The sequence below is a fragment of the Streptomyces sp. NPDC001617 genome (genome assembly GCF_053596855.1).
Window position 1 is genome coordinate 113,397 of sequence record NZ_JBSFHA010000017.1, and the last position, 17,440, is coordinate 130,836.

The window sequence follows — 17,440 nt, forward strand, 5'->3', positions numbered from 1 at the left end:
CTCCGTCTCAGTCTTGGAACCCTACTTCATGAAAGGTGGCCACCGTATGCCAGGTCTGTCCAGATGTCGCGCAGCCTGTCCACGTACGCCTGCGAATCGTCACCCTGAGCGGAGACCGCGGCATCCTTCATCTCATTGACCTCGGCGCCGTGACCGGCTGCGCGCATCTCTTGTTCGCCCTCTATTTGCCCTCTGCGGAAGGCGGTCCCGTAGTGGATCTTCACATCCTTGGGGAGATGGTCGCCCAGGAATGAGGAACAGTCGGTTCCCAGAGCCGGACCACAGGGTTCACGCTCTGTGTAGAAGCTGACGAGTTGGATCTTCTGACCGTCCGGTCTCTGGGCGTTCACTGCCTCGACGTAATCCAGGATGTGAGGCTCGGAATGGACGCCTTCGGCCCAGTCGCGGCCCATGGAGAGCGAACTGTCCGAGACGTAGGTGGTCTGTTGGGTGGAGGGATCGAAGACTTCGACGGTTGCATAGTTCCGCCGAGACCAGTCCCCCTTGTTGTCGAGCAGGGCCTTGAAGTCCTCTGCGCCCAGTGCCTTCCTCAGTGCAGGGCGATCCGATACGGATTGCCCACTGTGGTAGAGAACGCCGGCAGAAGGGGTTCCCTTCCTCTCCATTCTCTTTGAGAGGTTGTCCCGCCCCTTCTCCTGTCGTTCCCTCTTGTCAGATCCTTCCTCGTGGTCGAGAGGGCGGACATTCGGGTCGTTCGGGTTCTGCACGGACGGGTCGAGGGAGCCCACTCCGAGTTCGGAATGGAACTTCAGGGAAAGACGGCTGATGGCCGCCACCACGGCCCCTTGCTGGCCCTCCGGGAGGTCACGGAAAGGCGGATTTCTGAGCGTATCGATAAGGGTCTGTTTGTTTATCCCGTTCAGTTGTCCCGGCGGGCCGCACTGGCGCAGGAGGTCGCGCAGCTGATCCGTGTTCCCCCACTCCGACAGGTCGTTGTACAAGCGGTCCAGGTCGACCGTGTGCACGTCGTGGGTGTCGCGGAGACACGCCTGGGATTGCTCGGGAAGCATCCCGTGTTCTTGATGATCGGCTTTTTGCGCCGAAGGGTCTTTCTGAGAGTCGGGTCCTGCACCTGGTTCCTGTGGCGCGTGATGCTCCGTGTCGCTCGGGGCGGGCGGTACATGGGTGGGAGTCTCAGGCGCTGTCGAGGCCGGCTGCGGGTTCGAGTCGGGAGACTGGCGGGGAGCGTCCCGATCGGTCGTCGGGCCCTCGGGTGAGGCATGAGAGGGAGACGGGACGGCGTCGTCCGTGACCGCGTGGGTGCCGGTGGGGTCGGAATCGGTGGTCGCCTGTGGAACCCTCGGCTCAGATGCCTGATCACTCGTGTCGGGGGCGGGAGCGTCGGTCCGAACGGCCCGAGGTGTGTTGGCCACTTCCTCGTCGCCCTCGGGACGGACCGCGTCCTGGTTGCCTCCGCTCTCGTTCTCGCTATGGGGCGCATCCTCCTCGGTCGACGCATGGTCCGGGGAGTCGTCCGAGGTATCCGACTGAGCGACCTGGTGGTCCTGGTCTCCCTCTCCCGAGTCGTCCGTCTCCTGCTGGGACGTAGTGCCTTCCTCTTCAGGCGACTTCGTGTCCTGCTGGGGGGAGTGGGTTTCCTCGGGGGAGCCGTTCGGGTCCTGCCCCTCATACGACGCGTTCGGCGCCTGTTGGGAGGCTTCGGCGCCCTCCGGAGCCGTGTCCGCCCCCTCTTGGGAGGTGTCGGTTCCCTTCTCGGGTGTGTCCGTTCCGTGCGGGGACGCCTCGTTCGTCCCCTGTGCGGAGCCGGTGGTGTCCTGGGCATGCGGCTGACTGGTGTCGATCGGGTTCCGATCGGCATCCAACGGTATGTGCCAGACGTGCGCCGCCTGGTCGATGTGCAGCGGCTGGCTGCTGACCTGCCCGCTCTGCGTGTCGACCCAGACGATGTTGCCGTTGTGGTTGACGACGTTGAAGGCGTGGCCGCCGCCACCGGGCCAGTCGACCTGGACGATCGCCGCCGAGCCGGGGCCCGCCTGCTGGAGGGTGTTGGCGATGTTGTCGGCGGTGTTGGGGTCGCCGCCGGGGCCGGCGTAGGTGTGGGCGGCGCCGGTCCAGCGGATCTGGTTGTCGTTGGCGTTGTGCTCGGGCGACCAGAGGTCGGGCTTGCCGTTCGCGTCCGTGTCGAGGGTGCGCGGGGCCGAGACCTGGGGATTGCCGTACCAGGTCTCCAGGAACGAACGCGAGCAGTCGGCGCAGTTGTTGCTTCGGCCGGGGACGTTGACGCCGCCGTCGTTCTGGAGCTGCGACCAGTTGCCCTCGAAGGGGTCGGGGTGGCGCTGCGGGCTGCCGTCCTCGTTCCGTGGGACGGCGTTGTCCAGCGCCTGCTGGTCGGCGGGGTCGGGGTCGGTCAGGCCGCCCGGGTAATGGTCCAGGTCGGAACGGATGTCCTGGAGGCTGTCCTGCTGCGGGTGCTGCGGCTGGCCGGTGTTGCCGGGGGTGGCCTGCGGCGAGCCCGGCGCGTGCGGGGAGGCCGAGCCGGCCGGGTGCGTCGGCGTCGCGGAGGCGCCGGGCGTCCGGATGACCGTGGGGACCGGGACCGGCGTCACGTGCTGCTGGTGCTGTTGTTGATGGGGGTTGTTGGACGACGGGGTGCTCTGGGGCGGGTTGGACGTGCCGCCTGCCGGCTGCTGCGGAGTGTTGGGGGTGGCGGGGGTGCTGCCCGCGGGCTCCTGGGGCGGCCTGGCGGGAGGAGTCGTGCCGGTGCCCGGAGTGCCCTGCGCGGAGGGGCTGGACTGGTTGGCGTTCGAGGAGTTGGGGGTACGGCCGCTCGATCCCGCGGAGTTCGAGGTGCCGTTGCCCGACGACGAGGTGCGGTCGGAGCCGGAGCCGGAGCCGGAGCCGGAGCCGGAGCTCGTGCCGGTCGAGGTGGAGGGCGTCGTCGTGGCGGAGCTGGTGGACGGTGACGAGGTCCGGGTGGACGACGACGGGGACGAGTTCTGGTTCGAGGTGCCCGTGCTCGTGCCCGGGTTCTGCCCTGGAGTTTGGGTACGAGTGCTGCCGGTCGGGTCCGTGGTGTTGCGGGGCGGGGTGCCGCGCGGCGTCGTACCGTCCCCCGGGGTGTTGGTACGAGACGTGATGCCGTCGCCCGGCCTCGTACCCGGCGTCTCGCGGGGCCTCGTACCGTCACCGGGGTTGTTGCGGGACGTCGTGCCGTCGCCCACCGACGTACCCGGCGTGCTCCGCGGCGTCGTACCGTCACCGGGCGTCGCACTCCCGGGCGTCCGCTGACCAGGTATTCGCCCGTCCGGCGTGCCAGAAGTACGGCCGTCGGCGGTCCCGGACGCGCGCCCGTCCCCGGTGCCCGCCGCAGCGGACGCACGCCCGTCCCCGGTGCCCGAGACCGCGGCGCTCGCCGTTCCGGACGGACGACCGTTGGCCGCACCCGAGAGCCCGACCCCCGCCGCACCGGACCCCCGACCGTCGGCCGAAGCCGAAGCCGAAGCCGTAGCCGAAGCCGTAGCCGAAGCCGTAGCCGAAGCCGAAGCCGAAGCCGTCGGTGTGGGTGTCGACGCCGGAGCGCTCCGAGGCGCCGTGGACGGCGTGGGACTCGGCGTGGATGCGGGACCCGACCCCGTGGGTGAGGCCGTACCGGTGACGCCGGCCGAAGTCGTCCTCACCGCACCGGAGTTGGCCGTAGGGCTGCTCGGGCTCGACCCGGACGAGCCGCCGCTCCCGGACGACGTACCACCGCCCTGATGCGAACCACCCACACCGCCCCCCACAGAGGGCGCCACGGGCGACGTCGGCATGCCCCCCGAGCCGCCCTCCGCACGGCCGCCCCCACCGCCCGACGACGGATCGCTCGCCGAAGGCGCAGGTGTGGACGCGGGTGCCGCGTTGGTGTGCGTGGGCGCGCTCGCGGCCAGGCTGTCGATCGACGTGCCGATCGAGCCGTGGCCGCCCCCCGACGACGAAGTGCCCCCGGACGACACGGGCGTCGACACGGTATGCACCGACGGCGACGACAGGCCGGACACCGAGGAGCCGCCCCCGGAGTGGGACGGGCCGGAGGAGCTCGGCCCGTCGGACGAACCTCCGGAGCCCGAGTCACCGGCGGACGCCCCACTCGGCGACGGGTCGTCGAAGTCGGACAGGGACGGGCCCGAGTGGGAGAGTGTCGGCCCCGCGGACCCGGAGTCGGACCCCGAGTGGGACCCGGACCCTGAGTCCGAACCCGAGTCGGAGCCCGGACCGTCCCCGACATCCGGACCGCCGATGCTGTTGCCGCCGGTGTCGGCGGAGATTCCACTGCCGATGTTCGAGCCCACATCGCTGTTCGAATGCGTCGAGGCCGAGGAGTCGGAGCCGTCGGAGTGCGCACCGGAACCGGAGTCGGACCCGGGACCGGAGTCGGACCCCGAACCGGAGTCGGAGCCGGACGGCGAGTCCGTATTCCCGTCACCGCCTGAGCTCTCCGAACTGCCTGAGCTCTCCGGCGAGTTGGAGTCGCCGTCCCCGTCGCCCCCGTCGCCCCCCTCGCTCCCCGACGACCCGTGCCCGTCGATCCGGCTGTCGATCGCATGGTGGGCCCGATGCCCCGCCTTCTCGCCCAGGCTGTCCCGCACGCCCTCGGCGAGGGTCTGCGGGGTCTGCTTGATGGCGTCCCAGCCGGCGTTGGCGCCCTGCTTGGCGGTCGTGGCGAGGTCGTAGCCCTCCTGGGCGCCGAAGCCGACGTTCACCGTCTGGCGGATCAGGTCGGTGATGATCGCCTCGATCATCGAGATCGCGGGTTCCTTCATCGCCTCGACGATCGCCTCGAGCAGCGCGTCCTTCAGCTCCTTGAGGAGCCGGCGCACGATCAGCCGGGCGGCCTGGGTGGCGCCGAGCGCACCGACCTCGGACAGGCCGAAGGTGAACGGCGCGGCGGCCTGGGCCGCGGCGATCTCGATGGCCAGGGCGATGAGCTGGGCGATGACCGCCCACTTCGCGAACTCGACGAGGTAGGCGCATGCCTCCAGCACGGTCGCGATGATGTACGCAGCCTGGGCGGCGTTCGCGAGGTAGCCGTCGCCCCCGGTGTCGAACTTGGCGTATGTCTTCGTGAACGCGTCGATCGACTCACCGGCGTTGTGGGCCACCACCTGACGGGCGCTGGTGTTCGCCTTGGTGTGCAGCTCGGTGACGTCGTCGCCGAACTTCCGCCAGAGGGTGGCGCACTCCTTCAGCTTGTCCTCGTCTGCCGTCGGCCAGTTGTAGCCGAGCATCTCGAGAACCCATTCGAGCTCGTTCGGCAGCATCATGGACACAGCAGACAGCACCCCCGTCGGACGACACGGCCGTACAACTCCCTCATCGGTCAAGGGAGATCACACAGGAGTACAGCCGTTCGCAAAGCTTACGGAATCACCCGGGGGCAACTTCAGAGGGTTGCCGTCACAAATCCGTTGCAGGTCCTGTGCAGATCCTGACGGTCACACCTTCGTGAAGCACAGCGTGTAGTCGAGCTGATGGCTCTGGTGGACCTGGATCCCGTAGACGTACTTCGAGTCGCAGTTCAGGTCGTCGCCGAGCAGCTTGTCGGCCGTCTTGTACTCGGCCTCGGGCGAGTCGCAGTCGACGATCGTCGGCAGCGGATCGCCCTGCGGGTCCTTGACCTTCACGCAGTCCCCGATGTTCGGGTCGTGCGTCGCGTCCTCCGAGGCCTGCGCGGACGCCGCGGCCTCCGCCTTCGCCTTCCCGCCGGTGGGGCTGGTGTTGTAGTCCCAGACGTACCAGGCCAGAGCGCCGAAGACCGCGATCACGATCGCCGCGGACTTCACGACCCGCAACGGCCCTCCCGACGGCGGGCGTTGAGGACCGCGCGGCTGATGCGGCTGGGCCGGCTGCTGGGGATATCCGTACGGCGCCTGCGGCTGCTGCGGATATCCGTACGGCTGCTGCGGCTGCCCGTACGGCGGTTGGTCCTGGTACTGCGGCGGAGGCGTCGACATGCCTGAAAGACCCCGTGGTTGACAAAAAGTTGACGCGCGCAGGCTATACGCCCAGGTCAGCCAGATCCCAACCGGACCGACCGGCCAAAACCACTCAGACGAGGTAACTCACCAGGAATGTCACCGCGGCCCCCACAAGACCCACCCCGATCATCCCGATCACCAGCACCCGCGTAGCGCCCCGCCCCGCCGCCCCCCATGCCTCGTCGTACGAGACCCGACTCTGTCCGAACGGCGCGTACCCGGTGGCGAGGCAGAAGACCCCGAGTCCCGTCAGCACCCACCCCCCGAAGAACGCGGCGAAGTACCGCCAGGCCCGGTCGAGCCCGGCCTGGATGTACTCGCCGTCCGCGGAGGTGGCCGTCGCGGGCGCGTCCGTCTGCTGGACCGACAACTCGGCCCCGGCCCCGTACCGATGCCTGACCTGCACCGCCGCGCCCGCGTCCCGGCTGTTGCCGTCGTCCGACACGAACGCGCCCTCGCAGCGCACGGGCCGACGGTTCTTACGGCTGCTGCGGGAGGCGTTGTTCGGGTAGCTCACCTCGCACCGCTGCACGGTCAGGGTCCCGTGGGTGCCCGCCCAACCCGCCAGATACGTCCCCTCGTACGCGCCCCATCCGCTCAGCGCGAGCCCCGCGAGGAGAAAGACCAGTCCGCCCCAGCGCCCGAGGCGGCCGAGGGCTCCGTCGAGGGAACTCGCGGCGGAGCGGTCGCCGCCTTCGCCCTTTCCCATGGGGTCAGCATGACATCCGTGCGGGACGGGAGATACTTCAGGTGTCCGAGAGACGACACCCGGCCATGAGGAGCGGAGCGACATGACCAGGCGACCCGAGAACTCGCCGAACCCGTCCGGCACTTCACCGGAGCGCGGTGTGCTGGACGAGGCTCTCGAACCGGAGCAGATACGTTCGCTGAACTCCGCCCTGCGAGGCCTCTCGGAGAACGACCGCGCCGGCAAGGACCTCCAGGAGGCGGCGAAGAAGCTGCTCTCCGGCCACCTTCCCCTGCGTGACGCTCTGAACGACCCCGCGGTGGCCCGCGCCCTCGGCGGCGGCATGGCCTCCCTGCGCGGCCAGTGGGAGTCCCTCTCCGAGGAGGAACGCGACCAGGTCAGGCACGGCGAACCGCTGACCGGCGAGAGTCGGCCCGCCGACCCGGCCGAGCCGAGGACGCCGGAGGCGCAGGACCAGTCCTCGCGCTCCGCCAAGAAGAACCAGGGCCGCCACAGCGGCGGTTTCTCGCTGTACTGATCGGTGCCCCGCGCCGATCAGCCTCGCTGACGGCGGTACAGCGCGATGGCCGCCTCGGTTGGGTAGTTGGGCACGGTCACCGTCTCACCGGTCTCCTTGGAGACCACGATCTTGCTGCCGCCGGGCGGAGCCGGCTGAGGCCGTCCGGCGGCGTCCGTGACCGGCGGGAACACCGCGTACACCAGGTACCCGATGTCGAACTCCTCGACGCGGAGTTCGGCGGGGGTGCCGTCCGGCAGCTTCGGCTCGGCGAAGCGGTCGCGGACGATGTCGAGGGCCTGTTCGGGGGTGGTCGGCGGTACGGGGTCGGCCGAAGTCACGTGGTCCTCTTTCTCGTTGTTCCTGTCCATGGGGTGTGTCGAGCGCGGCTCAGAACAACCCGTGCCACATCTGCTCGACGATCAGCGACCACCAGGTCTCGGCATTGGCCAGGGCGGACGCGTCGAACGCGACCAACTGCTCCTGCAGTCCGGCCACTTCAGCACCGGCCGCGACCGGGTCCAGCCCCCGCATCCGCTGCCGTACCGTCGCGAGCAGCGCCAGCGAGCGGGCGAAGGCGGCGGCCGAGACATTGACGTACCGGCACTCCGCCGTCACCGGGTCCACGGCCCAGAGCGCGCCGAGGCCGTCCGGTTCCGTGGTGCCGGGCAGGCACTGCACCGCGATGACCGCGACCCCGTCGTAGCCGATCCGGGCCAGATGCGCGAGGGCGCCGATCTTCTCCTCGCCGGCCGGGCTCTGCCGCTCGCGCAGATGCGTGGCGACGTCGGTGAAGAGGCCGCCGCGCGGAGGGCTGTCGGGGTGGTCCGCCGTGAAGAAGAGGGGGAGGCCGGCGGGCAGCCCCGCCCAGGTGAGCGTGGACCGGGTGGTCTCGGGCAGGGCGCTCGCGGCGATGTCGTCGGCGTCGTAGCGCCGTACGCCGTCCTGGTCGAAGACCTCGGCGACGTGTCGGCCGAGGGCCACGTCCCGCAGCGGCTCCGCGGGCGTCACCTGTGAGGGGACCGGAACGCGATGCGGGCGGGGCGGCGGCTGCTGACCGGCCACCTGGTGCAGCAACTCGACCTGCTGCACCAGCGCCGCGACCCCTTCCGCGCGCTCCTCGGGACGGGAGCCGTAGTTCTGCGAGCAGGAGAGCCGCGCGTTCGGGAAGGAGCTGAGGAGCTCGGACGTGTAACCGCCGGGGAGCAGGCTCGGGCGCAGGTCGGTGTGGACGGCGAGGACACTGTCCACGGGCACGTTCATCCGCCGCAGCTCGGCCCACCCCTGGTACTCGGCGGGAGGCAGGCCCGGGCCGGAGTTGCGGAAGAGGGTCGTCTCCTCGCCGTTCGCCGGGTCGATGTAGGTGAAGACGGCGGTGTTGCCGGGGCCGGTGACCGGACGGGCACCTTCGGGCGCGGCCGTGCCCTGTGCCGCCGCCTGCTCCTGGCTGCTCAAGGGAGGCTCCTTCGGGATGGCGAGATGACTGATCTGATCGAACGCGTGGGGACGATGTGTCGCTACGAGGCTATCGCCGCGCCCGCCGGACGGATGCGAAGGGCCTTCGCCCCGCGCTCGGTCGCGACGACGAGAACGCCGTCGGGGGAGAGGTCGGCGGCGATGAAGGGGACGTCCGAGATCAGCGCCGCCACGACCTCCTGGCTCGCGCGGTCCCAGATCCGCAGATAGTCGGCGCCACGGCTCAGGCCCAGTGGGGCGGCGGCCCGTTCGTCCTCGGACGTGCGCAGGATCTGCCGCGGGTCCACGTCCCCGAGCGCGTCGTCCGCCTGTACGAGCCCATGGACGAGCATCGCTGAACCGGCTGTACCCTCGGCGTCGTCGACCGGCTGCGCACCCGGCGTCCCCGCGGGGACGACAAGAACGGCGACCGGTACGGCCGGCTCCTCGCCCCGGGGCACGCTGCCCACGGTCACGGCGCTCACCCCCGTCACCGGCAGACTCCACAGCGTCCGCCAGGGCAGGTCGAGGCCGAGCCGCCCGTGGATCGCCTCGGCGTGCTCGGGCAGCCCGTCCTCCACGAACGCCGTCTCCAGCAGCGCGGCACGCAGCACCGCGGGCACCTGGGTCCGGGTCAGCAGGGGCGCCGTACGCAGATAGGTACGGGCCGGCGCACCGAGCTCCCCCGCCGGGACCGCCTCGACGGCGGCGCGCAGCGGCACCGGGTCGGCGTGCACGAACAGCCCAGGATCCGTGAGGAGTTGGGGCAGCAGGCCCGCCTCCAGGGTGTGGCCCGCGATGTGGTCGCGCACATACGGGTCGGCCTTGCTCCAGTCCTGCTCCGGCACGGCCTCCAGCAACGCCATCGCGATCTGGGTCTGGGCGGCGTGGAGGCCGGGCAGGCCGGCACGGATCTCGTCCCCGAGAGCCGGGTGGAAGAGCCGCAGCAGCGTACGCCCGTCACCCCCCTCCCGCGCCTCCGGCTGCACGAAGGGCCCGGCGAGCAACATCCCTTCCGCGAAGGCCTGGCTCAGGTCCTGCCCGGCGACCGCGCTCGCGAGCCGCGCCCACAGATGGACGGGTATGCCGTCGGCCTCGGCCAGTGCGAGGGGCGCCAGCAGCAGCCGGAGAGTCTGCGGGTCGGCGCCGAGCCGCCGGGCATGCAGATCGAGCGCCTCACCGACAGAGGTCGGCAACACGCTCTCGTCCGCCGGATCGAAGCCCTCGGGGGCCATCAGGAGGCAGTTGACGGCGAGTTGGACGACCAGCGGACTGGTCCCCGCCCGCCGTCCGATGGCCGCACCCAGCGCGAGGCGGGCGGCGGGATCGACGGTGAACGGCAGCTCGGGAGCCCCGAACTCCGGGTCCAGCGCCGCCTGCGCGTGCAGCGCCAGTCCCTCGGGATCGGCCCACTCCGGCTCGTCGAGATCGATGACCTGCACGACGCCGGCCGGCAGCCCCCCGGCCAGCTCGGCGGCCAGCGAACGCGGCACCTCGGTGAGCAGCCGCACGGTCTCGATGGCGGCCAGAGGCGTGAGCACCTCCCGCACAAGCCGCGCAGACTCATCCGCGACCCGCACCGGCCCGGCCCGATCCACATCGGGCACGACGACAGTCACCGGCTCGTCGAGCGCGGCCAGCTCGGCGAACACGTCCTCGGCACGCGTGGCGTTCAACTCGCAGTGGTCGGCGAGCAGCCACAGCACCTGCGCCGCGGTCAGCCCCGCAGGCGCCGGCACCGCGGGAGCGGCCGGCTCCGGCGGCACCGTCGAAGGATCCATCTCCTCCAACGGGAGCCGCTTACGAAAGTCCGGCTCGCACAACATCAAGAACCCGGTGACCAACCGCGACCGCCCACTGCCGGAATCGCCGGTGACCACGACGACGCGGGGAGCCTCGGCCTCTCCTGCCCGCCAAGCGGCAAGCGCCCGCAGCGCGGCAACCCGCCCGCCTATGTGGGGGTGTGGTGCGTAGTCCTCGTTCGAGCCGGCCATGATTCCCCGTTCTCCGCCATCACGGACGCCTTTCGCCATACGGCCTTGATCTTAGGCAGCCGAACACGGGGCCCTTGATACCGACGGGCGGGTTACGTCCCCAGAGGGCGCTCAGTCTCCCGAAACGCCCCCGTCATGAGGCGCGGGCTCCAGATCGAACTCCCCGTCGCGCGCCCCCAACACAAACGCCCGCCACTCCGCCTCGGTGTACCGCAACACCGTGTCGTGATCGAGAGACGACCGCATGGCCACCGCACCCTCGGGCAGGTACGCGATCTCCACCCGCTCCTCGTGCTCCTCGGTCCCCGGCGCGCTCTGCCACTCCACGCCGGAGATGTCGAGGGCGTACAGCTCGTCCCGCTCCCGCTCCTTGCGCGCCTTGATCTGCTCTTCCGTCTCCGCCATGCTGCGGGGCCTCTTCCTTACATGTGAACGAAGTACGCGCCTCACCCTAGTGGCGGTTACCGCACATCCGCCCGCGGATCAGGTGTTTTGACTCTTGGCGACCATGGTCTGCGAAACACCGGGCGGAAGCTTCACCTGTCCGTCGAACTCGGCGGTCGTCTTCTGCCAGATGTCGAGCTGCTCCGCCTCGTTCTGCTCATGGGCCACGCCCATCTTGGTGAAGGCGACGCCCATGCCCGCCAGCCGCTCCGCGAGGCTGCCCATCGACTGGTACATGCCGTCGCGCAGACCCTCGTAGGCGACACCGAACTTCTCGCCGATGTCGTCGTCGCCCCACGGCGGGGTGTCGCCCTTTTCGAGCGCGGTCAGTCCGTTCTGCAGCGCGGTCACGGCCTTCGAGAAGTCCTGGCCGACCGTGTACATGTTGAAGCCCTCGGTCTTGAGGACCTTCGGATCGGAGTCCATGTAGTCAGACGACACAACTGCCCCCCGTGGCTCGTCTTTTTCCCTGCACGTCTTTTCTCCAGCAACGCCACCATAGCGGCCCCCACTGACAACGCAGGAGGGGACGGCACCCACCGGGCACCGCCCCCTCCCACGATCACCACCGAACGCTCAGAACCGCGCCGGCAGCCACCCTGTCTGGATGAGCTGCCCACCACGGCGCCGGGTGTGGAAGTACCCACGCCCGGGCGGCAGTTGCGACGGCGTGATGTTGCCGAGCAGCTGGCCCTCCGAGCGGTCGCCGGAGAGCACGATGCCCTGCGCGCCGAGTTCGCGCATGCGCTGCATGATCGGCTCGTAGAGCGACCGGCTCGCACCGCCCGAGGAGCGGGCGATGATGATCCGCAGGCCGATGTCACGGGCGAACGGCAGGTACTCCAGGAGTGGGGAGAGCGGGTTCATGCCCGTCGCCACCAGGTCGTAGTCGTCGATGATGACGAACGCGTCCGGGCTGCTGTACCAGCTGCGGTTGCGCAGCTGCTCGGGCGTGACGTCCGGACCCGGCATACGGCGGTGCATGGACCCGGCCAGGCCTTCCAGCGTCTCCGTCAGCGCGGGTGCCGACGCGCAGTACCGCGACAGGTGCGAGTCGGGCACGCCCTCCAGGTGGGCACGCCGGTAGTCACCCATGACGATCTTCGCCTGGTCGGGGGTGTAGCGCTCGGTGATCTGCTTGACGAGCATCCGCAGGATCGCCGACTTACCGGACTCGCTCTCACCGAACACGATGAACAGCGGGTCGGACTCGAAGTCGACGAAGACCGGCGAGAGCGAGGACTCGTCGATGCCGATGGCGACACCGCGCTCCGGGTGCTCGAAGCCCTTGGGCAGCCGGTCGGACGCCAGCATGGTCGGCAGCAGCCGCACCGCCGGGGCGTCCTGACCCTGCCAGTTGTCGTTGACGCCGCGGATGAGGATCTGCGTCGCCTCGGACAGGTCCTCGGTCGCCGAGGAGCCGTCGACCCGGGGCAGCCCGGTCATGAAGTGCAGCTTGTCCTGGGTCAGACCGCGGCCCGGGATGCCGACGGGGACGTTCTGCGCGACCTTGCGGTCGATCTCCGACTCGGTCGGGTCACCGAGGCGCAGCTCGATGCGGTTCTGCAGCATGTCCTTGAGCGCGGGCCGCACCTCGGTGTAGCGGGCCGCGGTCAGGATGACGTGCACACCGAAGCCGAGACCGCGCGTCGCGATCTCCGTGACGGTGGACTCCAGCAGCTCGTAGTCCGTCTTGAAGGTCGCCCAGCCATCGATGACCAGGAAGACGTCACCCCAGGGCTGGTCGGGCAGCAGCCCCTGGGCCCGGCGCTGACGGTAGGTCTGGATGGAGTCGACGTTGTTGGTACGGAAGTACTCCTCGCGCGCGTTGAGGATGCCCTCGACCTCGCTGACCGTACGGCGCACCTTCTCGGCGTCGAGACGGTTGGCGACCCCGCCGACGTGCGCCAGCTCCTCCATCGCGATCAGGCTTCCGCCACCGAAGTCCAGGCAGTAGAACTGCACTTCGGACGGCGTGTGGGTGAGCGCGAACGACGAGATCAGCGAACGCAGCAGCGTCGACTTGCCGGACTGCGGACCACCGACGAACAGACCATGGCCCGCACCGCCCGAGAAGTCCCGGTACAGCACGTCACGCCGCTGCTCGTACGGCTTGTCCACCAGGCCGACCGGCACGTTGAGCCTGCCGAGCGCCGTGTAGTCGGGCGCGGTCAGGCCGCGGTCCTGGGTGACGGCGAGCTGCGGGAGGAGCTGTTCCAGCGAGGGCGCCTCGTCCAGTGGGGGCAGCCACACCTGGTGGGCGGGCGGTCCCTGGTTGACCATCCTGGCGACCAGCACGTCCAGGACGGTGTCGGCGAGCGCGTCGTCCACCCGGTTGTCGGGCTCCGGCTCCTCGATCACCGGCTGCGGGGGCAGCGCCACATGCTCCGCCGTGAACAGCGCGGGCCGCAGCTGCGTCGAACGGTGCACCCGGGAGGGGCCCTCGCCGTGGTACGGGCCCGACACATAGGCCGCCTTGAAGCGGACCATGGTGTCGGTGTCGTAGCGCAGATAGCCGGAACCGGGGATCGACGGCAGGTGGTAGGCGTCCGGGACGCCGATCGCCGTTCGGGACTCGGCGGCGGAGAAGGTCCGCAGGCCGATCCGGTACGAGAGGTAGGTGTCCAGGCCGCGCAGCTTGCCCTCCTCCAGGCGCTGCGAGGCCAGCAGGAGATGGATGCCCAGCGATCGGCCGATCCGGCCGATCTGGATGAACATGTCGATGAAGTCCGGCTTGGCGGTGAGGAGTTCGGAGAACTCGTCGAGCACGATCACCAGCGACGCCATCGGTTCGAGGGCGGCGCCGGCGGCCCGGGCCTTCTCGTAGTCGTGCAGGTTGGCGTAGTTGCCCGCCGAGCGCAGCAGCTCCTGGCGGCGCTGCGTCTCACCCATGATCGAGTCGCGCATGCGGTCGACGAGGGTGAGGTCGTCGGCGAGGTTGGTGATGACCGCCGCGGTGTGCGGCATGTCCGCCATACCGGCGAAGGTCGCACCGCCCTTGAAGTCCGCGAGGATGAAGTTCAGCGTCTCCGAGGAGTGCGTCACCGCGAGACCGAGCACCAGGGTGCGCAGCACCTCGGACTTGCCGGAACCGGTCGCGCCGACGCACAGGCCGTGCGGGCCCATGCCCTCCTGCGAGGCCTCCTTGAGGTCCAGCATGACCGGCTCGCCGTTCTCGCCGACACCGATCGGCACCCGCAGCCGCTCGTGCAGCGTGCGCGGCCGCCAGGTGCGGGAGACGTCGACGGTGCCCGCGTCACCGATGCCCATGAGGTCGGTGAAGTCCAGGTTGGACAGAAGGGGTTCGCCCTCCTCCGCGGAGCCGACCCGGAACGGGGCCAGCTGCCGGGCCAGGGACTCGGCCTGCTCCGGGTTCAGCAGATCGGGCTTGCCGGTGTACGCGGACTCGTGGCCGACGAACAGCCGCATCCGCTCCGGCTTCACATAGATGGTCAGCCCGGCGCGCAGGTCCTCCTCCAGCTCGCCCGGGGCGATCTCCAGGAAGGTGACGCCCTGGAGGCCTTCGCTGCTGGCGAGTTCGGAGTCCGGCGGCACGGTGCCGCCGTCGAGGATCACGATCAGGTGCGGCTGGTCGTAGACCGGGTTCGCGTCCCGGTTCCAGCGCGGACGGTCGTCCAACTGGTCCGCCAGCGCCTCCTCCAGCTCCCCGAGGTCGTCGAAGAGGAGACGGGACGAGCCCGCGCCGTCCTTCGCCTTCGGGTGCTGGCTGTGCGGCAGCCACTTGATCCAGTCCCAGTCCGCCGCCGCCGAGGGATGCGCCACCACGGCGATCATCAGGTCCTCGGGCGAGTGCAGTGTCGCCAACTGGGACAGTGCGGAGCGGGCGTTGCCGTAGACCGTGTCGGTCTCGCCGCAGACCGTCACGTGGTAGAAGGCGCGCAACGAGACGGAGACCGGCAGGTCGTTCAGGCTGCCGTGCGCGTCGAGGAAGGCCTTCATGGCCGCAGCCGTGAGCGGCTCCAGCTCCTCCTTGGGCGCCGTGTCCGGCGCCACCAGCGGGGTGTTGAGCTGCTGCACACCACGGCCGATCCGTACGGAGGCGAAGTCCCCGTCCGTCGGACGCCGTTCCCACAGCCGCTTGCCGTCGGCGGCGACCGCCCACAGCTGCTCGGGGTCGGGGTGCTGGAACAGCTGGCTGCGCCGCTGGAGTTCAGCGGTCTTGTGCACGTCCTTGCGGACCTGCTCCAGATAGCGGAAGTAGTCCCGCCGGTCCTGCGCCATGCCCGCGCCCGGTCCCTGACGGGACTTGGCGTACTGGGCGATGGCCATGGCGAGGGTGGAGGCCAGCATGATGCCGCCGACCACCTTCATGTACGCCTGACCGGTGGTGAAGAAGAAGGCGACGGAACCCAACATGCCCATCATGGGCAGTAGGTTCATGAGCATGCTCTCGTCGCCCTCGCGGGGGATCTCGGGCGGCGTCTCTAGCCTGACCTCGCCGTCCGGTACCGCCGGGGGCACTATCCGCGGTGGTCGTTTGATGATGACGACGCTCACCGAATGCACTCATCCTTCGCGATTGATACGTCCTGGCACCGACGCCCCCGTGTACCGCGACGTTCTTGTTCGCGCAGGCGTCGTTCGCGTAGGCGACGATCCTACTGATGCGTGGGCTGCGCCAGGGAGCCAGGCGCATGGAGATGCGGCGCAGGTCCTGGGAGGAATGCGGGAGGCAGGGGTTTCGCGGGGTGCGGCAACGGATATGGTGGCGCTTCGCGTCGTACGAACGCGTCAAGAAGCATGCTGAGCAGCCTTGTCCAACAGGGGGAACACCAGGTGAGCACGGGGACTTCGACAGGTTTCTGCCGAATCACCATCGCAGCGCCGGACAGCCGAGTCGATGTCGCGCTGCCCGAGGATCTGCCGATCCAGGACCTCTTTCCCGAGATCGTCAGGCTCTCCGGCCTGGTCCAGTCCGACAACAGCCTCGCCGGCTACCACCTGGTGACCCGTGAGGGCCAAGTCCTCGACGCCAGCCGCTCGTTGCTGGAGCACCGGGTCCGCGACGGTGAGGTGCTGCTGCTGCGCACCTTCGCCGACTCGCTGCCGCCGGCCGTCCACGACGACGTGGTCGACGCGATCGCCGCCGCGGTCAAGCAGGACACCCGCAGCTGGAACGACAACCTGATGCGGGTGGCCGGCCTCGTCGCCGGGTCGCTGCTCCTGATCATGCTCGGCTTCGTCTTCTGGTTCGCGGATCCGGTACGGCACGACATGTACGGCCTCCCGGGCATCCTGGCCGGCGTCACCGCCCTCGCCCTGACGGCACTCGCCGGCATACGCGCGCGTGTCTACGACGACCGTGGCTCGGCCGTCGCGCTGGGCATCTCGGCGCTTCCGCACGCGCTCATCGCGGGCTCCGGTGTCATCCAGCAGGACGCGCACGAGGGGCCGGGCCGGATCCAGTTCCTGGTCGGCTGTGTGGTCGTCCTCCTCTTCTCCGTCGTACTGATCATGCTGCTCCCGCAGGGCGACGCTCCGTTCGTGGCCGCCGCGCTGGCCTCCGCGATCGGCACCCTCGCCGTGTTCGCCGGAGTGCTCACCGAGGCCGCGCCGCGCGAGATCGCCGCCGGCACCTCGGTCGTCGCCCTCGCGGTCGTCGGCTTCCTGCCCGGCTGGTCGGCCCGCTTCGCCAAGCTGCCCATCGGCTTCCGCAACCCCGAGGACCTGGCCCGCGCCCGCCGCGAGGGCCAGGAGGGCGACCTCGAGGCCGTCGACGTCCAGCGCATCGTCGCCCAGACCAGCCGCGGCCACGAGCTGCTGCTCGGCCTGGTCGGCGGCTGCGCCGCGGTCGTCGTCGGCGCGGGCGGCGCGGTGCTCGGCTTCAGCGACAACGGCTGGGCCCAGCTGCTGGCCCTGTGCACCGGCCTCGCCGCGATGCTGCGGGCCCGTCTGTTCCGCTACACCGCCCAGGTCGCCTGCCTCTTCGTGGCCGGCGTCGTCACCCTCGCCCTGCTGGTCCTCGGCCTCGCGATCTCGCCGCCGATGGACGTCGTCATGGAGCTGCTCAAGGGCAACAACGGCCCGGTCGACGTACGCACCCTGTGGCTCGGCGCCTCGGTCGGCGTCGGCGTGCTGCTCCTGATCGCGATAGCCCTGATCGTCCCCCAGAAGGGCCTGTCGCCCTTTTGGGGCCGCATGCTGGACCTCGCGGACTCGCTGGTCCTGCTCTCCCTGGTCCCGGTCTGCCTGGCCGTCCTCGACGTCTACGGCAAGATGCGCGGCGGAATCTAGCGCCCGCCCCCCACCGCCGTAACGGAAGACAACGCCCCGCGCCCTGCACCGCAGAGCGTGGGGCGTCTGCATGACCTCCGCACCGGAATCC

At 70.0% G+C, this 17,440-nt stretch carries 11 protein-coding genes; 2 read left to right on the top strand and 9 right to left on the bottom strand.

What is annotated here, in order from left to right; all coding sequences use genetic code 11:
• Positions 1 to 26 precede the first annotated feature (26 nt).
• The 3 genes from ACWC09_RS15980 to ACWC09_RS15990 all read right to left on the bottom strand — a co-directional run bounded on the left by ACWC09_RS15980 (position 27) and on the right by ACWC09_RS15990 (position 6,705).
• Entirely contained in the window at positions 27 to 5,282 is a 5,256-nt protein-coding gene (locus ACWC09_RS15980) for a toxin glutamine deamidase domain-containing protein (RefSeq protein WP_450851134.1), read from the bottom strand.
• A 171-nt stretch (positions 5,283 to 5,453) separates the two neighbouring features.
• The gene (locus tag ACWC09_RS15985) at positions 5,454 to 5,972 is read right to left on the bottom strand and encodes an LppU/SCO3897 family protein (protein WP_450851135.1); all 519 of its coding nucleotides are present in this window, start codon (positions 5,970 to 5,972) and stop codon (positions 5,454 to 5,456) included.
• Positions 5,973 to 6,066: 94 nt separating this feature from the next.
• Positions 6,067 to 6,705, bottom strand: a complete 639-nt coding sequence (locus ACWC09_RS15990; protein ID WP_450851136.1) for a hypothetical protein — start codon at positions 6,703 to 6,705, stop codon at positions 6,067 to 6,069.
• An 82-nt stretch (positions 6,706 to 6,787) separates the two neighbouring features.
• Here ACWC09_RS15990 and ACWC09_RS15995 point away from each other — a divergent pair, with 82 nt between their 5' ends.
• Positions 6,788 to 7,222, top strand: coding sequence for a hypothetical protein (locus ACWC09_RS15995; RefSeq protein ID WP_450851137.1), 435 nt, complete (start codon positions 6,788 to 6,790; stop codon positions 7,220 to 7,222).
• A gap of 17 nt (positions 7,223 to 7,239) precedes the next feature.
• Here the strand turns inward: ACWC09_RS15995 and ACWC09_RS16000 are convergent, their stop codons facing one another.
• From ACWC09_RS16000 to eccCa, 6 genes are all read right to left on the bottom strand, one after another.
• Positions 7,240 to 7,542 (bottom strand): hypothetical protein, encoded by a 303-nt coding sequence (locus ACWC09_RS16000; protein ID WP_450851138.1) that lies wholly within the window; start codon positions 7,540 to 7,542, stop codon positions 7,240 to 7,242.
• 49 nt (positions 7,543 to 7,591) lie between these two features.
• On the bottom strand, positions 7,592 to 8,656 hold the full coding sequence (locus tag ACWC09_RS16005) for an SUKH-4 family immunity protein (RefSeq protein ID WP_450851139.1): 1,065 nt from the start codon (positions 8,654 to 8,656) through the stop codon (positions 7,592 to 7,594).
• Between the two features lie 62 nt (positions 8,657 to 8,718).
• Positions 8,719 to 10,650, bottom strand: coding sequence for an ATP-binding protein (locus ACWC09_RS16010; RefSeq protein ID WP_450851140.1), 1,932 nt, complete (start codon positions 10,648 to 10,650; stop codon positions 8,719 to 8,721).
• A gap of 111 nt (positions 10,651 to 10,761) precedes the next feature.
• Positions 10,762 to 11,055 (bottom strand): DUF397 domain-containing protein, encoded by a 294-nt coding sequence (locus tag ACWC09_RS16015; RefSeq protein WP_450851141.1) that lies wholly within the window; start codon positions 11,053 to 11,055, stop codon positions 10,762 to 10,764.
• 78 nt (positions 11,056 to 11,133) lie between these two features.
• Complete coding sequence (locus tag ACWC09_RS16020) at positions 11,134 to 11,520, bottom strand: hypothetical protein (RefSeq protein WP_450851142.1); 387 nt, start codon at positions 11,518 to 11,520, stop codon at positions 11,134 to 11,136.
• A 150-nt stretch (positions 11,521 to 11,670) separates the two neighbouring features.
• A complete protein-coding gene (eccCa, locus tag ACWC09_RS16025; RefSeq protein WP_450851143.1) occupies positions 11,671 to 15,612 on the bottom strand; it encodes a type VII secretion protein EccCa in 3,942 nt (1,313 codons plus the stop codon).
• 279 nt (positions 15,613 to 15,891) lie between these two features.
• On the opposite strand from eccCa, the gene eccD reads away from it, so the two are divergent.
• Positions 15,892 to 17,349 (top strand): type VII secretion integral membrane protein EccD, encoded by a 1,458-nt coding sequence (gene eccD / locus ACWC09_RS16030; protein WP_450851144.1) that lies wholly within the window; start codon positions 15,892 to 15,894, stop codon positions 17,347 to 17,349.
• Positions 17,350 to 17,440: the final 91 nt, after the last annotated feature.